The sequence below is a fragment of the Mesorhizobium sp. LSJC269B00 genome, assembly GCF_000502815.1.
In the GTDB taxonomy this organism is placed as follows: domain Bacteria; phylum Pseudomonadota; class Alphaproteobacteria; order Rhizobiales; family Rhizobiaceae; genus Mesorhizobium.
The window spans coordinates 1-19355 of sequence record NZ_AYVN01000001.1 but is presented as its reverse complement, the minus strand read 5'-3'; the positions used below and the strand labels follow the sequence as shown (position 1 = coordinate 19355).

At 62.4% G+C, this 19355-nt stretch carries 23 protein-coding genes and 1 pseudogene; 7 read left to right on the top strand and 17 right to left on the bottom strand.

All coding sequences use genetic code 11. The features are described from left to right. Positions 1 to 15: 15 nt before the first annotated feature. The 9 genes from X771_RS164440 to X771_RS164480 all read right to left on the bottom strand — a co-directional run bounded on the left by X771_RS164440 (position 16) and on the right by X771_RS164480 (position 7856). The gene (locus tag X771_RS164440; protein WP_023686121.1) at positions 16 to 987 is read right to left on the bottom strand and encodes a tripartite tricarboxylate transporter substrate binding protein; all 972 of its coding nucleotides are present in this window, start codon (positions 985 to 987) and stop codon (positions 16 to 18) included. 146 nt (positions 988 to 1133) lie between these two features. Continuing rightward, positions 1134 to 1649, bottom strand: a complete 516-nt coding sequence (locus X771_RS164445) for a hypothetical protein (RefSeq protein ID WP_023686120.1) — start codon at positions 1647 to 1649, stop codon at positions 1134 to 1136. Positions 1650 to 1741: 92 nt separating this feature from the next. After that, positions 1742 to 2677, bottom strand: coding sequence for a ribose-phosphate pyrophosphokinase (locus X771_RS164450; RefSeq protein WP_023686119.1), 936 nt, complete (start codon positions 2675 to 2677; stop codon positions 1742 to 1744). Between the two features lie 141 nt (positions 2678 to 2818). Next, positions 2819 to 3415 (bottom strand): hypothetical protein, encoded by a 597-nt coding sequence (locus tag X771_RS164455; RefSeq protein ID WP_023686118.1) that lies wholly within the window; start codon positions 3413 to 3415, stop codon positions 2819 to 2821. A gap of 55 nt (positions 3416 to 3470) precedes the next feature. Next, positions 3471 to 4622, bottom strand: coding sequence for a Xaa-Pro peptidase family protein (locus tag X771_RS164460; RefSeq protein WP_023683716.1), 1152 nt, complete (start codon positions 4620 to 4622; stop codon positions 3471 to 3473). Beyond that, complete coding sequence (pgeF, locus tag X771_RS164465) at positions 4622 to 5416, bottom strand: peptidoglycan editing factor PgeF (RefSeq protein ID WP_023686117.1); 795 nt, start codon at positions 5414 to 5416, stop codon at positions 4622 to 4624. The genes X771_RS164460 and pgeF overlap by 1 nt, the downstream gene beginning before the upstream one ends. A gap of 151 nt (positions 5417 to 5567) precedes the next feature. Further along, a complete protein-coding gene (locus X771_RS164470; protein WP_023683719.1) occupies positions 5568 to 6632 on the bottom strand; it encodes a class I SAM-dependent methyltransferase in 1065 nt (354 codons plus the stop codon). After that, on the bottom strand, positions 6629 to 7513 hold the full coding sequence (gene lgt / locus X771_RS164475; RefSeq protein ID WP_023686116.1) for a prolipoprotein diacylglyceryl transferase: 885 nt from the start codon (positions 7511 to 7513) through the stop codon (positions 6629 to 6631). The genes X771_RS164470 and lgt overlap by 4 nt, the downstream gene beginning before the upstream one ends. A gap of 103 nt (positions 7514 to 7616) precedes the next feature. After that, the gene (locus X771_RS164480; protein ID WP_023686115.1) at positions 7617 to 7856 is read right to left on the bottom strand and encodes a BrnA antitoxin family protein; all 240 of its coding nucleotides are present in this window, start codon (positions 7854 to 7856) and stop codon (positions 7617 to 7619) included. 397 nt (positions 7857 to 8253) lie between these two features. On the opposite strand from X771_RS164480, the gene X771_RS164485 reads away from it, so the two are divergent. The 3 genes from X771_RS164485 (at position 8254) to X771_RS164495 (ending at position 9739) form a co-directional block, all read left to right on the top strand. After that, positions 8254 to 8556, top strand: coding sequence for an accessory factor UbiK family protein (locus X771_RS164485; RefSeq protein WP_023672029.1), 303 nt, complete (start codon positions 8254 to 8256; stop codon positions 8554 to 8556). A 316-nt stretch (positions 8557 to 8872) separates the two neighbouring features. Then, entirely contained in the window at positions 8873 to 9373 is a 501-nt protein-coding gene (locus tag X771_RS164490) for a YbjN domain-containing protein (protein WP_006202532.1), read from the top strand. 6 nt (positions 9374 to 9379) lie between these two features. Further along, entirely contained in the window at positions 9380 to 9739 is a 360-nt protein-coding gene (locus X771_RS164495) for a tRNA-binding protein (RefSeq protein ID WP_023672028.1), read from the top strand. Positions 9740 to 9749: 10 nt separating this feature from the next. Here X771_RS164495 and X771_RS164500 read toward each other — a convergent pair whose 3' ends face one another. The 4 genes from X771_RS164500 to X771_RS164515 all read right to left on the bottom strand — a co-directional run bounded on the left by X771_RS164500 (position 9750) and on the right by X771_RS164515 (position 13725). Next, on the bottom strand, positions 9750 to 10772 hold the full coding sequence (locus X771_RS164500; RefSeq protein ID WP_023686114.1) for a glycosyltransferase family 1 protein: 1023 nt from the start codon (positions 10770 to 10772) through the stop codon (positions 9750 to 9752). 222 nt (positions 10773 to 10994) lie between these two features. Further along, positions 10995 to 12410 (bottom strand): ATP-binding protein, encoded by a 1416-nt coding sequence (locus X771_RS164505; RefSeq protein WP_023686113.1) that lies wholly within the window; start codon positions 12408 to 12410, stop codon positions 10995 to 10997. Positions 12411 to 12485: 75 nt separating this feature from the next. Continuing rightward, a complete protein-coding gene (locus tag X771_RS164510; RefSeq protein WP_023672025.1) occupies positions 12486 to 13205 on the bottom strand; it encodes a response regulator transcription factor in 720 nt (239 codons plus the stop codon). Continuing rightward, entirely contained in the window at positions 13192 to 13725 is a 534-nt protein-coding gene (locus X771_RS164515) for a MarR family transcriptional regulator (RefSeq protein WP_023686112.1), read from the bottom strand. The genes X771_RS164510 and X771_RS164515 overlap by 14 nt, the downstream gene beginning before the upstream one ends. 244 nt (positions 13726 to 13969) lie before the next feature. On the opposite strand from X771_RS164515, the gene X771_RS164520 reads away from it, so the two are divergent. The 3 genes from X771_RS164520 (at position 13970) to X771_RS164530 (ending at position 16192) form a co-directional block, all read left to right on the top strand. Then, entirely contained in the window at positions 13970 to 14863 is an 894-nt protein-coding gene (locus X771_RS164520; protein WP_023686111.1) for a branched-chain amino acid aminotransferase, read from the top strand. A 145-nt stretch (positions 14864 to 15008) separates the two neighbouring features. Continuing rightward, positions 15009 to 15323, top strand: coding sequence for a hypothetical protein (locus X771_RS164525; RefSeq protein WP_023686110.1), 315 nt, complete (start codon positions 15009 to 15011; stop codon positions 15321 to 15323). Between the two features lie 230 nt (positions 15324 to 15553). Continuing rightward, positions 15554 to 16192, top strand: a complete 639-nt coding sequence (locus X771_RS164530; RefSeq protein ID WP_023683724.1) for an MBL fold metallo-hydrolase — start codon at positions 15554 to 15556, stop codon at positions 16190 to 16192. Between the two features lie 66 nt (positions 16193 to 16258). On the opposite strand, the gene X771_RS164535 is transcribed toward X771_RS164530, so the two are convergent. The 3 genes from X771_RS164535 to X771_RS164545 form a co-directional block, all read right to left on the bottom strand. Beyond that, entirely contained in the window at positions 16259 to 16684 is a 426-nt protein-coding gene (locus tag X771_RS164535) for a BA14K family protein (protein ID WP_023672020.1), read from the bottom strand. A gap of 192 nt (positions 16685 to 16876) precedes the next feature. Next, the gene (locus X771_RS164540; RefSeq protein WP_023672019.1) at positions 16877 to 17089 is read right to left on the bottom strand and encodes a cold-shock protein; all 213 of its coding nucleotides are present in this window, start codon (positions 17087 to 17089) and stop codon (positions 16877 to 16879) included. Positions 17090 to 17441: 352 nt separating this feature from the next. Beyond that, the gene (locus X771_RS164545; RefSeq protein ID WP_006202520.1) at positions 17442 to 17654 is read right to left on the bottom strand and encodes a cold-shock protein; all 213 of its coding nucleotides are present in this window, start codon (positions 17652 to 17654) and stop codon (positions 17442 to 17444) included. A 483-nt stretch (positions 17655 to 18137) separates the two neighbouring features. Here X771_RS164545 and X771_RS164550 point away from each other — a divergent pair, with 483 nt between their 5' ends. Beyond that, entirely contained in the window at positions 18138 to 18551 is a 414-nt protein-coding gene (locus X771_RS164550; RefSeq protein WP_023672018.1) for a Kazal-type serine protease inhibitor domain-containing protein, read from the top strand. Between the two features lie 364 nt (positions 18552 to 18915). Here the strand turns inward: X771_RS164550 and X771_RS01000000164555 are convergent. Next, positions 18916 to 19355: pseudogene (locus X771_RS01000000164555) on the bottom strand (transposase); the annotation flags it as partial.

The window sequence follows — 19355 nt, the reverse complement described above, 5'->3', positions numbered from 1 at the left end:
ACTTTGTCGTAGGCCCTAGTCCAGCTGAACGCCGCTGGCCTTGACGATCGGTTCCCATTTGGCGAGTTCGGCCTTCACATGCGCTCCAAGCTCTTCCGGGGTGGAGGCCACGATCGAGGCGCTGAACTGGGCCATGCGGGCGATCACATCAGGGTCTTTCAGGGCTTCAACTGCCGCCTTCTGAAGAACGGCGACGGCCTCCGGCGGCGTGCCTGCGGGCGCGAACAGAGCGTTCCAGCTGTAGGTTTCATAGCCGGGAATGGTTTCGGCAATGGCCGGTATGTCGGGGAAGGAGGGAACGCGCTCCTTGGTGGTGACGCCAAGCGCTCTCAGCGTCCCGCTCTTGATATGGCCCGATGAAGAGGGGAGGTTGTCGAACATCATCGGCACCTGATTGCCGATAACGTCGTTCAAGGCCGGTCCGGCGCCCTTGTAGGGAATGTGCTGCATACTGACGCCGGCCATCGTCTTGAAAAGCTCGCCGGAGAGATGCAGCGGGGTGCCATTGCCTGATGAGGCGTAGGCATATTTGTCCGGGTCCTTCTTCAGCATCTCGATCAGTTCCTTGACGTCCTTGGCGGGGAATTCAGGGTTTACGACCAGGACGTTTGGCACCAGCACGAGCAACGATATCGGCGCAAAATCCTTCTCCGCGTCGTAGGGCTTTGTCTTCAGGATCAGCGGGTTGAGCGCGTGGGTTGCGACCGTGCCCATCAGGATCGTGTAGCCGTCCGGTTCGGCTCGGGCGACCTGGGCAGCGCCGATGCTGCCCCCGGCGCCGCCGACATTTTCGACGACAATCTGCTGGCCCAGCTTTTCGGACATCTTGTTGGCGACCAGGCGCGCGACCAGATCCGTCGAGCCACCGGCGGAAAAGGGGACAACCATGGTGATGGTCCGGTCCGGAAAATCGGCGGCCCAGGCCGCCGGTGCTGAAAGGGTGGCTGCGATGGAAACCGCGAGCCCGAGCAAAGTCCTACGCCGCATCTGCTACTCCTCCGTTGATTGGAGGGGCAGTATGGCCATGGTGAACTCCTCGCACAATGCAACCATGGACTGACTGCCCGCCTCAGGAGATCGGGCTTGACACCGATGCTTCGGTTGGCGTGCGCGAGAACGCCTCACCCCTCAGTTCAATCAGCCTTGGTCCAGCTGAAAACAAGCCATTTGTATCGTGACGTCTCTTCAGGCTCGGCCGTGTAGGTCATCTGCATGTCGCCGCCCTCGGCGTAGATGTCGAGCCTGGGCGCCGTGTCCAGTTCGAGCCACAGGGAATCGTTCTTGAACGACCATGTCCCGCACCAGACGCAAGGCCCCGATGCCGGGTCACCCGGTTGGTGAAAATTGTAGCGGCCGTCCGCCGTGATCTCCAGATAGTCGAAGGCGCCATAAAAGGCGGTCACAGTCTGCTGAAATTCGGTCGCAGACGCTTCCTGGTCGGGCTTCGCCGGCTCTTTCAGATCACGCGGTGGCCGGATTGCGGACCCTGCGATGCTCCATTTGCCGATGAAATCCTTTTCGGTGGGAAGATATTCCGTTTGCGCCTGCGCGGTCGAAACCGGAGCGATTGTCGGCGCATAGGCCGCGCTGGCGATGCCGATTGCGAGAAGCATTCCTGCGATGCCTGCAGCCTTGATTCGATTGCGCATCAGCTGGCTCCTTTCACGACGGTTTGGGGCAGATTCCAAAAAGGAGATTACCCCCGAGCCAGGCCCGTGGGCACGCTTTTGGGCAACATGGATTAATCGAACAGGCTCGACACGGACTCTTCGGTCGCTGTGCGCGAAATCGCCTCGCCCATCAGGTCGGCGATGGAGATGACGCGGATATTCGGGGCGTCGAGCACGCCTTGCGTCGGCTGGATGGAATCGGTGATCACCAGTTCCTGCAGCTTCGAGCCGCTGATCCGGGCGACCGCACCGCCCGACAGCACGCCGTGGGTGATATAGGCGGTGACGCTGGTAGCGCCGTTGGCGAGCAGCGCATCGGCGGCGTTGCACAGCGTGCCGCCGGAATCGACGATGTCGTCGATCAGCAGGCAATCCTTGCCGGCGACCGCGCCGATGATGTTCATCACTTCGGATTCACCGGGACGTTCGCGGCGCTTGTCGACGATGGCCAGTTGTGCGTCGAAGCGTTTGGCGAGCGCGCGGGCGCGCACCACGCCGCCAATATCGGGCGAGACGACGACGACATTGGCAAGCTGTTTGTATTTTGCCTTCACGTCGCGGGCCATCACCGGCACCGAGAACAGATTGTCGGTCGGAATGTCGAAAAAACCCTGGATCTGGCCGGCATGGAGGTCGAGCGTCAAAACGCGGTCGACGCCAGCGCGGGTGATCATGTTGGCGACCAGCTTGGCCGAGATCGGTGTGCGGCCCGAGGCCCGGCGATCCTGCCTGGCGTAACCGAAATAGGGGATGACCGCGGTGATGCGCTTGGCCGAGGAGCGCATGAAGGCATCGATCATGATGAGCAGTTCCATCAGATGATCGTTGGTCGGGAACGAGGTCGACTGCAGGATGAAGACATCCTCGCCGCGCACGTTTTCCTGGATTTCGACGAAGATTTCCTGATCGGCGAAGCGTCTGACGCTGGCCTTGCCCAGCGGGACATTGAGATAGCGGGCGACCGCTTCGGCCAGCACCCGGTTGGAATTGCCCGCGAAAAGCTTCATGCACCGTTCCTGGCGAAGGATGGGGAGGTCCTCTTAATCGGGCTTGTAGCGAGCCGTGCCGGTATTGCAAGCCTCGTTGACGGGAATCCGCCGGCTAATCTCAAAAACGTCAACAGTGAACGGAAGCCGGTAACAGGCGGATCAGCCGGCGCTGCCGCCGAGCCAGGCCGCGAACTGGTCGATCGTCTGGTCGGCGATCGCCTGCATGGTAGCGGGTGCAACCGCGGGCCAGCCTTCGGCGGCATTGACCGAGGGCGCCTTCTGCTGGCCATTGATGCGGTGTAGCCGGTTGCCAGCGGGGTCATAGACGTCCCAGACATAGATAACGGTGGTATCCTTGCCTTCCGTCATGGTCGAGAAGTAGCCCTTCAGCACATGGGTGGCGGCCTGGTCGGCGCTGCCGGCAAGGGTGATGCCGCGCTGCTTGGCGCGTGTCTGCAGTTCGGCCGTCAGCGGCGTTGCCGCTTCCACGGAGGCGCCGACGATCGGCGCGATCTGCAGCCGGGTCTTCGACAAAGCGGCGGCGCTCTGCGCGGGGTTGGCGGGTGTCGTGGCGCCGACGGCCGGCGCTGGTGTGGCGGCGGGCGCGATGCCCGGGGCAGCCAAGGGCTGAGCCGGTTGGGCCGAGGCTGCCGGCGGCGTGATGGCGGACGGCTCAAGGACGTCCTTGGCATTGGTGCAAGCGGCCAGCACAAGCGCTGCGAGCAATGACACGGTCGTCACATGCGATCGTCTCATCTGCCCGAAAACTCCTTAGTCGCGAACGCCCCCGCGTGGACCAACCATTATGGATTCACTGTACGATCAAGTCGAGATCATGGCGTGAAAGCGGCTTCGGCTGGGATTCGGTGGTCAGGTAGGTGCGGCCAAGCGTCATCGCCGTCTCGGTTTCGGAGTCCATGATGATCATGTGCGCGAACAATGTCATGTTGGGCGCGATCGGCTCGGGATTGCCCTGGTAGAACATCGGCATATCCATCCAGGACGGGGTGAAGCGGGCGCCGACGGAATAGCCGCAGGCGTTCAACCGATGCTTGGTCAGGCTGTGCGCCTCCAGCGTGCGGGCATGCGCGTCGAAGACGTCGCCGAAGGTGTTGCCGGGCGTCATCGCCTTCTCGACCGCCAGAAGAGCCGCGCGGGCGGCGTCGAACAGCTCCTGATGGCGCTTCGACGCCTTGCCGGTCAGCACGGTGCGCATCATCGGCGCGTGATAGTGATGGAACACGCCGGCCCATTCGAGCGTCAGCTGATCGTTCTTGGTCAGCTTGCGGCGCCCGGCCTTGTAGCGGCAGAGCAGCGCGTCGATGCCCGAGCCGATGATGAATTCATTGGCCGGATAGTCGCCGCCGCCGGCAAACACCGCGCCCTGCATGGCGGCAAGGATCAGCGCTTCGTCGCCGCCCTGCTTGATCAGCGGCAGGGCCGCGTCGAGCGCGTCGTCGGAAAGGTTGGCGGCCTTTTCGGCCTTGGCGATTTCAGCCGGGCTCTTGAACAGGCGCAGACGGCCGACAATACCGGAGGCGTCGGCGATCTGGCCGAAGGTCTGCAGCTGCTCGTCGACGCGGCGGCCATTGAAGGCGGTCAGGCCATGGGTGTCGTATTCGACGCCGATGCGGGCGCCGAGGAGATTGAGGTCGTTGAGCAGGTTGCGCAGGTCGACCGCCGGGTTGGCGCCGTCGCGGTCGGTCCACAGCACGATGTTGTCGATGATCGATGTGTGGCGCGCCTGGCGCAAATCGGCCGAGCGGGTGAGCAGCACCATCGAGCCGTCAGCCTTCACAACCAGGCACTGGAAGAAACAGAAGCCGAACGTGTCGTAGCCGGTTAGCCAGTACATGCTCTCCTGGGCGAAAAGCAGTACAGCATCGAGCTTCTTTTCCGTCATCTCGATCATCAACCGGTCACGCCGGGCGTCAAATTCCGACCGTTCGAAATGCAGCGCCATTATCCGTTCTCCAAAACAATTGCCGAAACCTGCCGACCGTAGTCCGGTTCCTTGCGATGCCTCGCGCGCCGGTAGGAAAAGAAGAGATCCTCCTCGGCATAGGTGCAGCGGCCAAGCCCCTGCGCGGTCACGCCAGCCTTCTTCAGCCGGTCGACCGTATAGAGGTTGAGATCGAACATTGCATGCGCCGGATTGGCCGAAGGCGCGAAATAGCCGATGTTTTCGGCATCGGCTTCGACGAAACGGGCGACGAATTCCGGCCCGACCTCGTAATTGTCGGGGCCGATCGAAGGACCGAGAACCGCAATGATGCGCTCACGGCGGGCGCCGAGGCTTTCCATCGCGGCAATGGTGTTTTCAAGCACACCGGTGAAAGCGCCCTTCCAGCCGGCGTGTGCAGCGCCAATGATGCGCGCTTGCGCATCGGCGAACAGCACGGGGCCGCAATCGGCCGTCGAGGCGCCGATGGCGATGCCCGGCCGGTCGGTGACGATGGCGTCGGCCTTGGGCCGCGGGCCGGGAAAGGGTTCCCTGGCAATAACGACATCGGGCGAGTGGACCTGATGCGCGGTCAGGAGATGGCTGGCCGGCACACCCATCCAGGCAGCGACGCGGCGGCGGTTCTCGGCGACCAGCATCTGATCGTCATCCGAGCCGGTGCCGATGTTAAGTCCCTGATAGATGCCGCCGGAGACGCCGCCGATACGGGTGAAATAGCCATGGCGGATACCTCGCGGCTTGGCCGCTTCCAGCAGCGGCGAGCGAACAGGATCCGGTTTGGTCTGATTCAGCATGGATGGGTTTGTTGTCCGCGCCGGCGTTTTCGTCAAGGCGAAGTTCGGCCGAGTGATTGCGACAGTGCTGCCGCGTCGACTTTGCATTGGCCAAAAGCAGGCATGCGACCACAAGCGACATGGCGAGACGGCTTGTAACGATCTCTGAGGGTCAGACTGGCTGATGCGGCAGGATTTTCAGGATTTTGAACAGCGTGCCCATGCCGTCGGGGCCGGCCAGGCGCTCGACGGCATCGGCAATGGTTTGTCGTGCCTCTTGGCTTGCCTGGCTGCCCAACTGGCCAGCTCGCTCAAGCAATCCCGTGCCAAGCAAAAAGTCGCCCTGCGTCGCCAATTCCACATCGAGGCCATGCGCCCGCACGACGGCGGCCAGTGCAGCGAAGTCGACATGGGCGGTGAGATCGGCTTCGCCGGGATTGGCCAGCACATCTTCGGGGGCGTGCCTGCGCACGGCCTGCAATGTGTCGCCGAAACCGGGCTGGAGATGGCCGTAATCGGGGAACAGCCCGGCGCCGCCGTGGTCGGCTATGCGTTCGGCAATGGTCGCCATCAGTGCCGCGCGGGCCGGTGCTATTTCGAAAATAGAGCCTTGTGGCGCCTCGGCGGCGTCTTCCGGCAGCAGCGTCGCCTCGACCGAGCCGGCGCCGGCGAAGAAGCTCAACTCGTCTGAGACATCGAGGCCGATCACCCGTTCGCGCCAGCCGGCGCCGGCGCGGATGAACTGGCGGATCGGCACAGCGTCGAACAATTCGTTGCCGACAATCAGCAACGGCGCCTGCGGTAGTGTGGCGATGGTTTCGTGCCAGCCGAGCTCAACCGAAGTTTCGGCAAGCGTCTGCTTCTGGATTTCAGTCAGCCGCGGACTGGTCTCGACCAGAGCGAAGGATGCTCCGGCGGCGATAGCCGGATCGAGCCGCGTCAGGGTGCGAAGCATGTCCTTCATCAGCGTGCCGCGGCCAGGCCCGATCTCCGCGATGGTGACCGGCAGGGGTCGGCCGATCGCCAGCCAGGCCTGATAGAGCCAGACGGCGACGAGTTCGCCGAACATTTGGCTGATCTCGGGTGCGGTGACGAAGTCGCCGGCGGCGCCGAACGGCTCGCGCGTGGTGTAGTAGCCGTCGCTGGGATCGAACAGGCAGAGCGCCATGTACTCGTTGACGGGGAGGGGGCCGAGCGCGCCGATCAGGTCGACGATGCGGGTCTTCAGCCGTGTCATGCCGGCTGTGGTTGCGGCGCCGGTTTGGCTGTGGCCATCGCCCAGATGCCGGCCAGCACCATCGGCAGCGACAGCACCATGCCCATGGTGAGCCAGCCGCCGAGGAGGTAGCCGAGCTGCTGGTCGGGCTCGCGGAAGAACTCGACGAAGATGCGTGACAGGCCGTAGCCGCAAATGAAGGCGCCGCCGACAAAGCGCGGCGTCTTCAGCTTCAGCCGCGAATGGGTGAGGAAGCGCAGGACCAGGAACAGCACCGCGCCCTCGAGCAGCGCTTCGTAGAGCTGGCTCGGATGGCGAGGCTCCAGGCCCGCGACACAACCCGCCACGGTCTGCTGGAGACGCTCGTTGCAGAAGACGACGCCCCACGACACGTCGGTCACGCGACCCCAGAGTTCGGCATTGACGAAGTTCGCGATGCGGACGAGGCCGAGCCCGACCGGCACGCCGGCTGCCACCACGTCGAACAGCGTCCAGGTGCGGATGCCGCGCTTGAGGGAAAACAGCGTCATGGCGAGGATGACGCCAAGCAGGCCGCCATGGAACGACATGCCGCCCTGCCAGACGGCGAAGATGTCGAGCGGGTGGTCGATATAGCGCTTTAAATCGTAGAAAAGCACATAGCCGGTGCGTCCGCCGAGCACGACGCCGACGGCGGCCCAGACGATGAAATCGTCGAGGTCGATCGGCTTCATCGGCAAGACGCCATCAGGCCACAGCCTTGTGTTGGTGACGAGCCGCTTGGCGTACCACCAGGCGAACAGGATGCCGACGATATAGCCGATGCCGTACCAGTGCACCGCCAGCGGGCCGATCTGAACCAGGATCGGGTCGATGTTGGGGAAGGACAGCGACGCCATCGGCAGCAGGAAATAGTCGTTCAACAGGATCTCCCGGGAGGGCTCGCGTTAGGGCGCGGACCATGCGGCAGGGTTTTGGCGGGGTCAAGGCAAGGTGACGACAGCCTGATCGTCAGAGATAACGGGCTCAACCCTGCGGCTTGCCGGCGACCAATTGCCTGAGCGCATCGTTGATCCTGTCTTGCCAGCCGGGGCCATCTTCCTGGAAATGGTCGAGCACGGCGCGATCGATCCTGATCGAGACAAGCTCGCGAACGTTTGGTGCAGCGGAGGGTTCGCGAATGGGAGGCACGGGTTTCTTGACCGGCTTGAAGGCCGCTTCAGCGGCTTCCATCGGATTGGTCGGTCGGCGCGGGGGCGTTGCCATTGGTTGATCCTGAATGAGAGTGACTCTTGCCTGGAGCAAGTCGTGAGGAAAACTAGGCCGCTGGTCTGTGAAGACCAGTAACTTCACTTGGTTCTCTCTGCCATTGCCCTGTATTTGGCTTCAAGCCTGTCCAGCACCTCGTCGCCAGGCTAGACCCGGCCCGCACTGGCATCCGAAATGCCCTTTGCGAGTGCTGCATCGAGTGCTGCAAAGCGCTTCTCCAAGTCCGCACTGTCCGTCACGGCAACCGTCGTTCCAAGAATCCATTTGCGATAATAGCAATCTGTCGGCCGGACCGTGAGCCAAATCGCGTCCGACATGAAGCCGCACCAGCTTCAACGTTCTTGCATTCCGCAGGCAGTGTCACTACGTCAATTCCAGCAAGCGAGGATTTGCCATGTCGACCGGACCGAACCGCATTCTCGATGAATTCGCCAAGCTGATGACCGATGCCGCGGGTGCCGCACAAGGCGTGCGCCGCGAGGTGGAGACTGCCTTCAAGGGGCAGGCCGAGCGCATCCTCAACACCATGGATGTGGTGCAGCGCGAGGAGTTCGAGGCTGCCCGCGACATGGCTGCCAAGGCCCGCGAAGAAAACACCAGGCTGGCCGCCCGCATCGATGCGCTCGAGGCCAGGCTTGCCGAATTGACCGGACAGGCCGCACCTGTGGCTGCGGCAAAGCCCAAAGCAAAAAAATAAAATTTGAACTTTTCCACAAAGCACAATCCGAAAAAATGCTTTGCCGTGAATCGTTTACCGGCGATGCATGAATCTTTGTGACAGCGCCTTTCCACATGCTGATGACGCAGTGCGAAAAATTAGGCTGTTCACGCGACTCCCGATCAATAGACTGAATTTGTTGCATGATTCGGAGCAGGGTCATGCGGCCGGGCGGTGGGGTCCGGTCCGGGGTCTTTGTGTCGTGAAGTCCTGGCCGTCCGAGTTCAAGACAAGATTGTTCGTCGTGTGTGCCCCGCGGAGCGTGTGGCGCTCCCCTGAACACAGGAAGCATTCCATGGAACTTCTCGAACTCGAATTCTCCCGCGAAATCCATCCGGTGGATGTCATCGAGCAGGTCGCCCATAACAATGACTGGTCCTTCGAACGGGCCGGCGATGACGAAATCTCGATCTCGGTTGCCGGCAGCTGGACCGACTATCACGTCTCCTTCTCATGGATGGAGGATTTCGAGGCGCTGCATCTGGCCTGTGCTTTCGACATCAAGGTGCCGGAAGCCCGCGCGCTGGAAGTGATGCGGCTTTTGTCGCTGATCAACGAGCAGATGCTGTTTGGCCATTTCGATCTCTGGGAGCAGGAGGGCGCGATCATGTTTCGCCAGTCGCTGCTGCTCGCCGGCGGGGTCGAACCGTCGAGCCAGCAGGTCGAGGTGCTTTTGTCGTCGGCGCTTGAAGCCTGCGAGTGCTATTTCCAGGCCTTCCAGTTCGTTGTCTGGTCGGGAACCTCGGCCAAGGATGCGCTGGCCGGCGTCCTGTTCGAGACCTATGGCAACGCTTGAGCTTCCATGAGTTCGAGCAGCGCGCGCAAGCCCGAGATCAGCTTTGCCGATTTTGATCGTGTTGACATCCGTGCCGGCACGATCGTCGAGGCTGAGCCTTTCCCCGAGGCGCGCAAACCCGCCTTCAAGCTGAAGATCGATTTCGGCCCTGAGATCGGCGTGAAGAAATCCTCGGCACAGATCACGAAATACTATGCGCCGGAAACGCTGGTGGGACGGCAGGTGTTTGCGGTGGTGAATTTCCCGCCGCGCCAGATCGGTCCGTTCATGTCGGAAGTGCTCACGCTCGGCTTCCCTGATGAAGAAGGCGCCGTGGTGCTTGGCGCCATCGAGCGCAAGGTGCCGGACGGCGGGCGACTATTTTAGGAAGATTGCGTCAGGCGGCCAGCTTGCGCGTGGTGCCGAGCGCCTCTTCGACCGTGTCCATGAACATCTCGGCGCAGGCTTTCCAGCTGTAGCGCATGGCGCGTTCGCGCGCCTCGGCGCGGTCGACATTGAGCGCGGCGAGCGAGGCCTCGCGCAGATCGGTCGACACCGCGCCGCCGATGCCGTCGCCGACAATGTCGATCGGTCCGGTGACCGGATAGGCGGCCACCGGCGTGCCGCTGGCCAGCGCCTCGATGATCACGTTGCCGAACGTGTCGGTGCGGCTGGGGAAAACGAAAACATCAGCCGAGGCGTAGATCTCGGCCAGCTCATCGTTCGGGCGATGGCCGAGGAAATGCGCCTGCGGGTATTTCGCCCTGAGCCTGGCCAGTTCCGGTCCTTCGCCGACGATCACCTTGCTGCCGGGCAGGTCGAGATCGAGGAAGGCGCTCAGGTTCTTCTCGATGGCGACGCGGCCGACGCACAGGAATACCGGGCCGGGAAAGCCGAGGTCCTTCTTCTTGTCCGGGCGGAAGTGATCGGTGTCGACGCCCCGCGTCCACGGCCTGAGCTTGGTGAAGCCTCGCGACGCAAGGTCCTCCGCCAGCGACTGGGTGGCGACCAGCGTGCCTTGTCCGGAATTGTGGAAATCACGCAGCCAGCGATAGGCCCACCTCTCCGGCACCGGCAGGCGGGCGCTGAGATATTCGGGAAAGCGGGTGTGATAGCTGGTGGTAAAGGGACGGCCAGCATTGCGGCAATAGCGCCGCGCCATGATGCCGAGCGGGCCTTCGGTGACGATATGGATATGGTCGGCCTTGCGAGCCTCGATCAGCCGCGCGACATGGCCGGGCGTGGTCAGCGCCAGCCTGATGTCGGGGTAGGTCGGCAACGGCAAGGTGCGAAAAATGTTCGGGGTCAGGAAGTCGACCGCAACGTCGAAGGTTTTCAGCGTTTCGGTGAGCCGCTCCAGCGTGTGGACGACGCCGTTGACTTGCGGCCGCCAGGCGTCGGTGACCATCAGGATGCGCATGGCGGTCCTTTGCTCGGGTCGACAGTTGCCTTGATGCGATAGCGGTACGGCCCGGCTGCCCTCGCTTCGCTCCAGCGCACCCGGGCAGGCACGAGGTCGAAGTGAGGCGGCTGAGCTGAATCAACTGAGGTCGCGCGCTTCATGCGCGCTCTTGACCATGGTTTCATGACGGGCGGATGAAGGTGGTTTTTGGCCGAGCCCGACTTCCAGATCATGCTTTGGTCAGGCGGGCACCTTGATCACCGCCCGCAGGCCGCCGAGCGGGCTGTCTTCCAGCATGATGTCGCCGCCATGGCTGCGGGCAATATCGCGGGCGATAGAGAGACCAAGGCCGGTGCCGCTGGCGTCGAGGTTGCGCGCCTCGTCGAGCCGCACGAACGGTTTGAACACGTCCTCGCGCTTTTCCGGCGGGATGCCCGGACCGTCATCGTCGATGGTGACGACGAGTGAGCCGCGGCCGTGATCGGCGCTGATCTCCACCGTCTTGGCATAGCGCAAGGCATTGCCGGCGACATTGGACAACAGCCGGGCGAAAGCGTGCGGGCGCACATGCACGTCCGGATCACCGGCAAGCACGGTCGATAGCTTGCGCTTGTGCAGCGACGCCTCCTCGCCGAGCTTTTGGAAATAGGCCTCGAGATCGAAATGGCCGGCATCTTCCGACGCTTCGCCGCGGGCAAAAGCGATATAGCCTTCCAGCATCGACTGCATGTCGTCGATGTCCTGGTTGAGCGCGGCCTTGGTCTCGGGCTTGCCGCCGGCCAGCGCCAGCTGCAGCTTGAAGCGGGTGAGGATGGTTCTGAGATCGTGGCTGACGCCGGTCAGCATGGCGGTGCGCTGTTCCAGCTGGCGTTCGATGCGCTCGCGCATCTGGATGAAGGCAAAGCCGGCCCGGCGAACCTCCTCGGCGCCGCGTGGGCGGAAATCGCGCGGCATCGGCCGGCCCTTGCCGAAGCTTTCGGCGGCCTCGGCCAGAGACAGGATCGGCCGGATCTGGTTGCGAAGGAAGGGGATGGCAATCGTCAGCAGCACCAGTGACGTCCCGACCATCCAGATCAGGAAGATGTGGGTGTTGGAGGCATAGGCCTGGCTGCGGCGCACGAAGACGCGCAGCACCTTGCCCTCGAGCTGGATGCGGACCTCGACGATGTTGGAATTGCCGACCGTGTCGATCCAGAACGGGCGGTTGATCTGGCGGGTGATCTCGGTGGAAAGGACGTCGTCAAGGATCGAGAAGAAGGGCTTGGGTCCAGGCGCCGGCAACGGGTCGGGCGGCAAGAGGTCGACCTTCAATTGCATGCGGTCTTGGGCGATGCGGACGATGTTGGCGTAGTCGCCATCATGCGGATAGGTCTCGATCATGTCGATGATCGCGGCGATGTCGCGCACGGTGGCCTGCGACAGGCGCTGCGTCACGGTTGCCCAGTGGCGTTCCATGAAGTCGAAGGCGACGACCGACTGCAGAAGGATCATCGGCGCGATGACGATGATCAGCGAGCGGGCATAAAGCCGCTTGGGCATATAGAACGCAACCAGCCGCCAGAACCGCTTCCAGGCACGCGGCATTGCTTTCAGCGCGCGTGATACGCGCGCGCCAAAGCCGCCTTGTTCCGGCCGTTCCAGTTGCGTGGTCGCCATTTATCCTTCCGCTGGGTCAATGGCCGCTGGTCGATGGCCACACATCTATGGCCAAGGGCGGCCGTCAGCGGCATTCTATTCCACGCTGAGCCGATACCCAATACCGCGCACCGTCTGCAGCCAGACCGGATTGGACGGATCGCGCTCGATCTTGCGGCGCAGGCGGTTGATCTGGACGTCGATGGTGCGCTCGCCGACTTCCGAATCGTCGCCGACAAGCTCGTGACGCGGGATCGTTTCGCCGGCCCGCGCGGCAAAGATCGCCAAGATCTCCTGCTCGCGGTCGGTCAGCTTCAGCGCCTCGCCGCCCCGCTTCAGCTCGCGCCTGGCGATCTGGAAGGTGTAGGGGCCGAAGACCAGCTGCTCGACCTTGGGCGTCGTCGCCGGGCCGCCGCGGCGCAGAATGTTATTGATGCGCAGGATCAGTTCGCGCGGGTCGAAGGGCTTGGGCAGATAGTCGTCGGCGCCGGCCTCGAGCCCAGTGATGCGGCTGTCGGTTTCCGATAGCGCGGTGAGCATCAGGATCGGTACGTTCTTCTCCGCCCGCAGCGCCTTGGTGAGGTCGACGCCGGTCTCTCCGGGCATCATGACGTCGAGGACAAGGAGGTCGAAGTCGAGTCCTGCAAGCTTTCGCCTGGCCTCGCCGGCATTTCCGGCGACTGTGACGCGAAAACCATTTTCGGTCAGATACTGCTTGAGCAAATTGCGAATGCGGGTGTCGTCGTCGACCACAAGCAGATGCGGCGCGTCATCGTCCGGCGCCGTCGGCTGGTCCACCCTCTCAATGGTCTCCATGGCTTTTCCCTGACATGTTTGCAGGCACAATGTCGATCTGCGCCCTTAGTTCCGGATTGACCATGGCTTCCAGGAATCGTTCGATCAAGGGACGCTCGCTGGCTCCGGAATCTTCCAATGCAGCACGGATGCGGCGTGACTGTGGCCGCGCCAGGGCCAGCGCCAGGGCGCGCCCCTTGGCTGTCGGATAGAGCTCCCGCTGGCGGCGGTCGCGCGGACCCTGCAATTGCACGATATGGTCGGTGTCGATCAACTGCTTGAGCACCCGCGCCAGGCTCTGCTTGGTGATCTTGAGCACGTCGAGCAGTTCAGCGACCGTCAGTCCCGGCCGGCGGTTGACGAAATGCAGCACCCGGTGATGGGCGCGGCCAAAGCCGTAATCGGCCAGGATCTGGTCCGGATCGGAAGTGAAATCGCGATACGCAAAGAAGAACAGTTCGATGATGGCGAAGTCGATGCCGTCCTCGTCGGTGATCGGCGTCTTGATCGGTTTTCCGGCAGTTGGGCTTCGATCCGTCATCATTTCTCCGTCCATAGAGGGAAATTATGTCAGTACTATTGACGTAATTTCCCCGCAATGGTAATTTTTGACAAGCTTTTCGGCTGAATGCGAACGAAAAGGCAAGGGAGTGCGGTTTTTCCGGAACTTCCTGAGTTTGCCAGAGTTCGATTCTCCGCTTACGCTTCAAGGGCCGCCCGACGCGGCTGTCGCGCAACAAGAACAACACTAATGATGTGCGGGTCGCCGCCCGCGGGAGGTTTCCATGGCATCCGTTCCCTTCGACCAACTGGACGGCTTCATCTGGATCAACGGCGAGTTCGTCAAATGGGCCGATGCCAAGATCCACGTGCTGACCCACGGCCTGCACTATGCCAGCGCCGTCTTCGAGGGCGAGCGCGCCTATGGCGGCGCCATCTTCAAGCTCAACGAGCACACCGAGCGTCTGCATGAATCGGCGCGCCTGCTCGGCTTCAATATTCCCTATTCCGTGGCCGAGCTCAATGACTCCTCGACCACGCTTCTGAAGAAGCAGGGTTTCCAGGACGCCTATGTCAGGCCGATCGCCTGGCGCGGCAGCGAACAGATGGGGGTGTCGGCGCAGAACAGCCGCATCAACTGCGCCATCGCCATCTGGCAATGGCCGAGCTATTTCGACCCGGCGCAGAAGCTCAAGGGCATCCGTCTCGATCTGGCGGAATGGCGCCGGCCCGATCCGCGCACCGCGCCGTCGAAGTCGAAGGCCGCCGGCCTCTACATGATCTGCACCATGTCCAAGCATGCCGCCGAGGCCAAGGGCTATGCCGATGCCATGATGCTCGACTGGCGCGGCCAGGTCGCCGAAGCAACGGGCGCCAACATCTTCTTCGTCAAGGATGGCAAGATCCACACGCCGAAGCCCGATTGCTTCCTCGACGGCATCACCCGCCGCACCGTCATCGGCCTCTCGAAAGACCGCGGCCTTGAAGTCGTCGAGCGCGCCATCATGCCTGAGGAACTCGCAGGCTTCGAACAGTGCTTCCTCACCGGAACGGCAGCGGAAGTGACGCCGGTCTCCGAGATCGGTCCGTACCGATTCGAGGTCGGCGAGATCGCCAAGACTTTGATGAACGACTATTCTGCTGCGGTGCAACCTAAGCATGCGATAGCCGCAGAATAACGAAAGTCACAGCTTTTTTCGCAAGCAGGGGCGGTTTTGAGGCCGGCCCCTTTATTTCAGCATCTGTGCATTTGACTTTCGTACAATTCAGCGTCTCATGATGGTGTCGGCCCGGGAGGCTGGCAGCTATGGAGGGACTAGGTACATGGATACGAATACGCTCATTGCGCTCGTTGTACAGGTAATTGCAGGTGTTGTCGGTGGTCAGGCGGTCGGCGTTGCGCTGAAGAATGCGGCGATGGGCCAGCTGACCAAAATCATCGGTGGCGCCGTTGGCGGCGTCGGCGGGGCGGCGATCCTCGGCAGCCTGCTCGGCGGCACGGCCGACCCGGCAGCGGCTGCAACGGCAGCGGGCGGATTGGGCGATACGCTGAACCTCAAAAACCTGCTCGGCGGCGCCGGCGGCGGCGCCATCCTGACCGGCATCATCGGTGCGGTCATGGGCGCGATGAAGAAGTAAGCCTCTAGATCATTCACCGTTTCACGGCGAATGATCTAGTTTGTTGTTTTACCCAATTCCGGACGGAAAACCGCTTTACACTTTTCCTGGAATTGCTCGAGACTCAGGCTTCGTCAAATGGGCGGCCGTTGGGCCGCCCATTTCTGTTTTGGGACGGACTGTTTGCCTTTCAGCAGTGGACGGCCTTCGCCCGCGCCTCTACATCACGCTGGAACAGCGAAAGGACAATCATGGGTCAGCTCAATGCCGGCATCGTGCCGGTCACGCCTTTCCAGCAGAACTGCACCATCCTGTTCGACATGGATGACAAGCATGGCGTCGTCGTCGATCCGGGCGGCGACATCGACAAGGTGCTGGCGGTGCTGAAGGACAATGCGATCACCGCCGCTGCGATCTGGATCACCCATGGCCACATCGATCACGCCGGCGGCGCCATGGAGCTGAAGGAAGCACTCGGCATCGAGATCATCGGCCCGCACGAAGCCGACAAGCTATTGCTCGACAATCTCGAGAACCAGGGCCAGCGCTACGGCATTGCCGGGGCGCGCAACTGCGTGCCCGACCGGTTTCTCGCAGAGGGCGAGACGGTGTCGTTCGGCTCACATATGTTCGAGGTGCTGCACTGCCCCGGCCATGCGCCCGGCCATGTCGTATACTACAATCGCGCGGCGAAGTTCGCTCATGTCGGCGACGTGCTGTTTCGCGGCTCGGTCGGGCGCACCGACCTGCCGGGCGGCGACCATGCGGCGCTGATCGCCTCGATCAAGGACAAGCTTTTGCCGCTCGGTGACGAGATCGGCTTCATCTGCGGCCACGGCCCGGGTGGCCGCTTTGGCGAGGAGAGGCGGACCAATCCCTTCCTGACTTAGCGATGTCTTTCTGCCAAAAAAAAAGCGCTGGCCTTGCGGTCAGCGCTTTTTGTGGGACAGGGAAGCTCAATTCGCGACGCAGAAATGCTGCTCACCGTCATTGCCGGTGAACGTGCCGCTGCGGGCATTGAAGCTCCGGTAGCGGTCCGAGCAGTATTCGTACCAGTCGCGGGTCCACGGCTCGGCATAGCGGTCGGCATAGACGACCCGCGGTTCGGCATAGTAACGGCGCACCGGCGCCGGCCGCACTTCGCGGTAGTCGTAATCGTCATCATAGCTGCTGTAGCGCGGCTGCGGGTTGCTCAGCGCACCGGCGATCAGAGCGCCGGCCGCAAGGCCGACGACACCGGCCGCAAGCGCGTCGCCATTATGATGACGACCATGGCCATGATGCCAGCGGTTCCAGTCCTTGGCATTGGCGGCAGGCAAGGTGGCGAGGGTGGTCGCGGCGAGAGCGGCGCCCAGGATGGCGGTCTTGAAAATGCGATTCATTTTGGTCTCCTTCGTGCCGGCCCGGATAGTTTTCGGGGATGCGGTCCAGCCTAGGGGACGATTAATAGAAGACCGTGGCTGAACGGGGGCTGAACGGAATTGGCTGATACGATCCAGTTCTTGCGGCAAAACCAAGCGCGTACGCAAGGCGCTCCGCCTCGTCAATCTCCGTCCGGACTGTCTTGAGCCAGCTTAGCCGACCGACAGGTTGACGGCCTTCGGACCCTTGCCGCGCTTGTCCGGCTCGGTGTCGAATGTCACTTTCTGTCCATCCTCCAGACCGGAAAGACCCGAAGCCTGCACGGCCGAAATATGAACGAAGACATCCTTCTGCCCGTCGTCGGGCGTAATGAAGCCGAAGCCTTTGGCATGATTGAAGAATTTGACGGTGCCGGTCTGCGGCATGGGAAGCTCCCTTTGATCCCATAAAGTCCAGTTTCGGGCCGGCAAATGCCCGAAGGGAAATTTGTCCTTTATTTTAGCGCTATCGGCAAGAGAAAGTTTTGGCGACGGCGGCAACGCTGAAGGCTGGTCAAATAGATCGTGGCACCGAAGGCAATTCGCGCCAGACGATTGCTCCGGCGATCAGCCACGGCATTGACCGATAAAGCGTCCTTTGCCTCCGGCGACGGCGGTCATGAAAAAGGCGCAACGGGAAACGTCGCGCCTTCGAAACTCTGGACGGCTGACAAAGCCGGTTCAAACACGCTTTAGGTGCTTTTTCGAGCGCCCTGACGGGCGCGCGGGCACCGCCGGTTCAGGCCGCGCGGAGGTTGACCGCCTTCGGACCCTTGCCCATGCGGTCGGGTTCAACGTCGAAGGTGACCTTCTGGCCGTCGACGAGGGTACGCAGGCCCGAGGCCTCGATCGCGGAAATGTGGACGAACACATCCTTGGCGCCGCCGTCGGGCGTGATGAAGCCGAAGCCTTTGGTCGCGTTGAAGAATTTAACGGTGCCGGTCTGGGCCATTGGGGAAACTCCTTCACCCGTGTCAGTCTTATGGTTTGCCCGCCGCCTGGCATCGTGGGCAAGTCCCGGTGGTTGCTTCGGCAGTCCTGCATTTGCGCATGGTAAAACCCCCCGCCGAAAATGGGGCCGTCAGAGATTCACAGTATCGGGGAAAGGTCGTCCAAAACGTTCCGCTCTCCGGGTCGCAAATGCCCGAACACAAAATTTATCGCACGGAAACGTGATCGTTGCAAGATAGCGCCGCGGGCCGCGTCCATCGACGCATCCCAACGAAGGCGCTTCGATAAACCTGGGTTCTTAAGAGTTCATCAGCCAGAGCCCGGCCACGCATGGTCCAGCGGTTTGGTCCAGGGCCAAAGCAATGCGCGGGCCGGGCATCGCATGGCTCCCGCGCCGCAAACGGGGTTGCATTTGGCAAGGGAATGGCGAGGATCGACAGGCGCGTTTTGCGCCGGGGACGGGGGTCTCGAGGGAGGCATATTCATGAGATTTCTTGCGACGATCTTCTCGCGCCAGGGTTTTACTATTCTCTTCCTGTCGGGTCTTCTTGCGGCCTGCACCGTCGTCGTCGATGACGGGCCGGGACCACGTCCGCGCCCGCCACGGCCGGAACCGGAATTCTGCACCAGGCAATACGAGCCGGTCTGCGCGCGGCGCGGCGGTGACCGCCAGACCTTCGCCAATGCCTGCCTTGCCGAACGGGAAGGCTACCGCATCGTTCGCGACGGCCCTTGCCGCGACGGCGGCGGTGGTGGCGGTGGTGGCGAAGAGCCGACATTCTGCACGCGCGAATACGCCCCGGTCTGCGCCCGCCGCCATGGCGAGCTGCGCACCTTTCCCAACGCCTGCGAGGCCCGTGCCGCCGACTACCGCGTCGTCGAGGACGGCCCCTGCTGATTTTTCCTTCTCCCCTGTCGGGTGAGTCCGCCGGAGGCGAATTCACCGTCCCACTGGCACGATAAAAAAGGCGGCGAATGCCGGGACCCTGCGAAGCAGCGGGGACCGGGCGGGTGGACCGGACCACCCTTGGTCCTTCGCAGGCTCAGGGCGTTCGAAACTCGAAAAGCCAACAATTGGCTTTTCGTCTGCTGCGCGGACCGCTTCTCACCCCCAAGGGAGAAGGCAAGGTCGCGGATCGGAGTGGTTGCCTACGCCGAATACGCCCCGTCGGCCGGGCCGGCATAAAGCTCTGCGCCGTCCTCGTCGCAAATGCGCGGTTGTGTGCGTCAAGTTCTGCAAAATGGGGCGGCCATGATGCTGGTCATGCGGCTTGGCGCAGAGCGAGCTTCTTGTGCTCGCGCAGGTCGTCCATGTTGATGTATCGGTTGGCCTCCATCCAGTTTTCATTGGTCTCGACGGCCAACGCCCTGACCAGGCGCAGGCAGCTTTCGGTATTGGGGAAGATGCGCACGACATAGGTGCGCCGGCGGATTTCCTCGTTGAGCCGCTCCAGCATGTTGGTGGATTTGAGATGCTTGNCCGCTCCAGCATGTTGGTGGATTTGAGATGCTTGTGGTGCTGTCTCGGCAGCCTGAAGAAGGTCAGGGTTTGTTCGATGGCATCCTCGGCCCAGCCTGTCAGGCGCGGATAGCGTGCCGACCATTTGGCAAGCCATGCGGCAAGATCAGCCCTGGCCTCTGCGAGATCGCGCCGGTCGTAGAGCCAGCGCAATTCCTGCAGGCAGTCGTCGCCGTGCTTCCT

What these genes read in the sequence shown, in the direction of transcription:
- pgeF (WP_023686117.1), bottom strand. Translation starts at nt 5,416, where the DNA reads ATGCTGAATCAGACCAAACCGGATCCTGTTCGCTCGCCGCTGCTGGAA.
- X771_RS164480 (WP_023686115.1), bottom strand. Translation starts at nt 7,856, where the DNA reads ATGGCAACGCCCCCGCGCCGACCGACCAATCCGATGGAAGCCGCTGAA.
- X771_RS164515 (WP_023686112.1), bottom strand. Translation starts at nt 13,725, where the DNA reads ATGACGGATCGAAGCCCAACTGCCGGAAAACCGATCAAGACGCCGATC.
- X771_RS164505 (WP_023686113.1), bottom strand. Translation starts at nt 12,410, where the DNA reads ATGGCGACCACGCAACTGGAACGGCCGGAACAAGGCGGCTTTGGCGCG.
- X771_RS164445 (WP_023686120.1), bottom strand. Translation starts at nt 1,649, where the DNA reads ATGCGCAATCGAATCAAGGCTGCAGGCATCGCAGGAATGCTTCTCGCA.
- X771_RS164495 (WP_023672028.1), top strand. Translation starts at nt 9,380, where the DNA reads ATGAGTTCGAGCAGCGCGCGCAAGCCCGAGATCAGCTTTGCCGATTTT.
- X771_RS164460 (WP_023683716.1), bottom strand. Translation starts at nt 4,622, where the DNA reads ATGGCGCTGCATTTCGAACGGTCGGAATTTGACGCCCGGCGTGACCGG.
- X771_RS164500 (WP_023686114.1), bottom strand. Translation starts at nt 10,772, where the DNA reads ATGCGCATCCTGATGGTCACCGACGCCTGGCGGCCGCAAGTCAACGGC.
- X771_RS164440 (WP_023686121.1), bottom strand. Translation starts at nt 987, where the DNA reads ATGCGGCGTAGGACTTTGCTCGGGCTCGCGGTTTCCATCGCAGCCACC.
- X771_RS164520 (WP_023686111.1), top strand. Translation starts at nt 13,970, where the DNA reads ATGGCATCCGTTCCCTTCGACCAACTGGACGGCTTCATCTGGATCAAC.
- X771_RS164470 (WP_023683719.1), bottom strand. Translation starts at nt 6,632, where the DNA reads ATGACACGGCTGAAGACCCGCATCGTCGACCTGATCGGCGCGCTCGGC.
- X771_RS164455 (WP_023686118.1), bottom strand. Translation starts at nt 3,415, where the DNA reads ATGAGACGATCGCATGTGACGACCGTGTCATTGCTCGCAGCGCTTGTG.
- X771_RS164540 (WP_023672019.1), bottom strand. Translation starts at nt 17,089, where the DNA reads ATGCCGCAGACCGGCACCGTCAAATTCTTCAATCATGCCAAAGGCTTC.
- X771_RS164485 (WP_023672029.1), top strand. Translation starts at nt 8,254, where the DNA reads ATGTCGACCGGACCGAACCGCATTCTCGATGAATTCGCCAAGCTGATG.
- X771_RS164450 (WP_023686119.1), bottom strand. Translation starts at nt 2,677, where the DNA reads ATGAAGCTTTTCGCGGGCAATTCCAACCGGGTGCTGGCCGAAGCGGTC.
- X771_RS164535 (WP_023672020.1), bottom strand. Translation starts at nt 16,684, where the DNA reads ATGAATCGCATTTTCAAGACCGCCATCCTGGGCGCCGCTCTCGCCGCG.
- X771_RS164530 (WP_023683724.1), top strand. Translation starts at nt 15,554, where the DNA reads ATGGGTCAGCTCAATGCCGGCATCGTGCCGGTCACGCCTTTCCAGCAG.
- X771_RS164545 (WP_006202520.1), bottom strand. Translation starts at nt 17,654, where the DNA reads ATGGCCCAGACCGGCACCGTTAAATTCTTCAACGCGACCAAAGGCTTC.
- X771_RS164510 (WP_023672025.1), bottom strand. Translation starts at nt 13,205, where the DNA reads ATGGAGACCATTGAGAGGGTGGACCAGCCGACGGCGCCGGACGATGAC.
- X771_RS164490 (WP_006202532.1), top strand. Translation starts at nt 8,873, where the DNA reads ATGGAACTTCTCGAACTCGAATTCTCCCGCGAAATCCATCCGGTGGAT.
- X771_RS164550 (WP_023672018.1), top strand. Translation starts at nt 18,138, where the DNA reads ATGAGATTTCTTGCGACGATCTTCTCGCGCCAGGGTTTTACTATTCTC.
- X771_RS164525 (WP_023686110.1), top strand. Translation starts at nt 15,009, where the DNA reads ATGGATACGAATACGCTCATTGCGCTCGTTGTACAGGTAATTGCAGGT.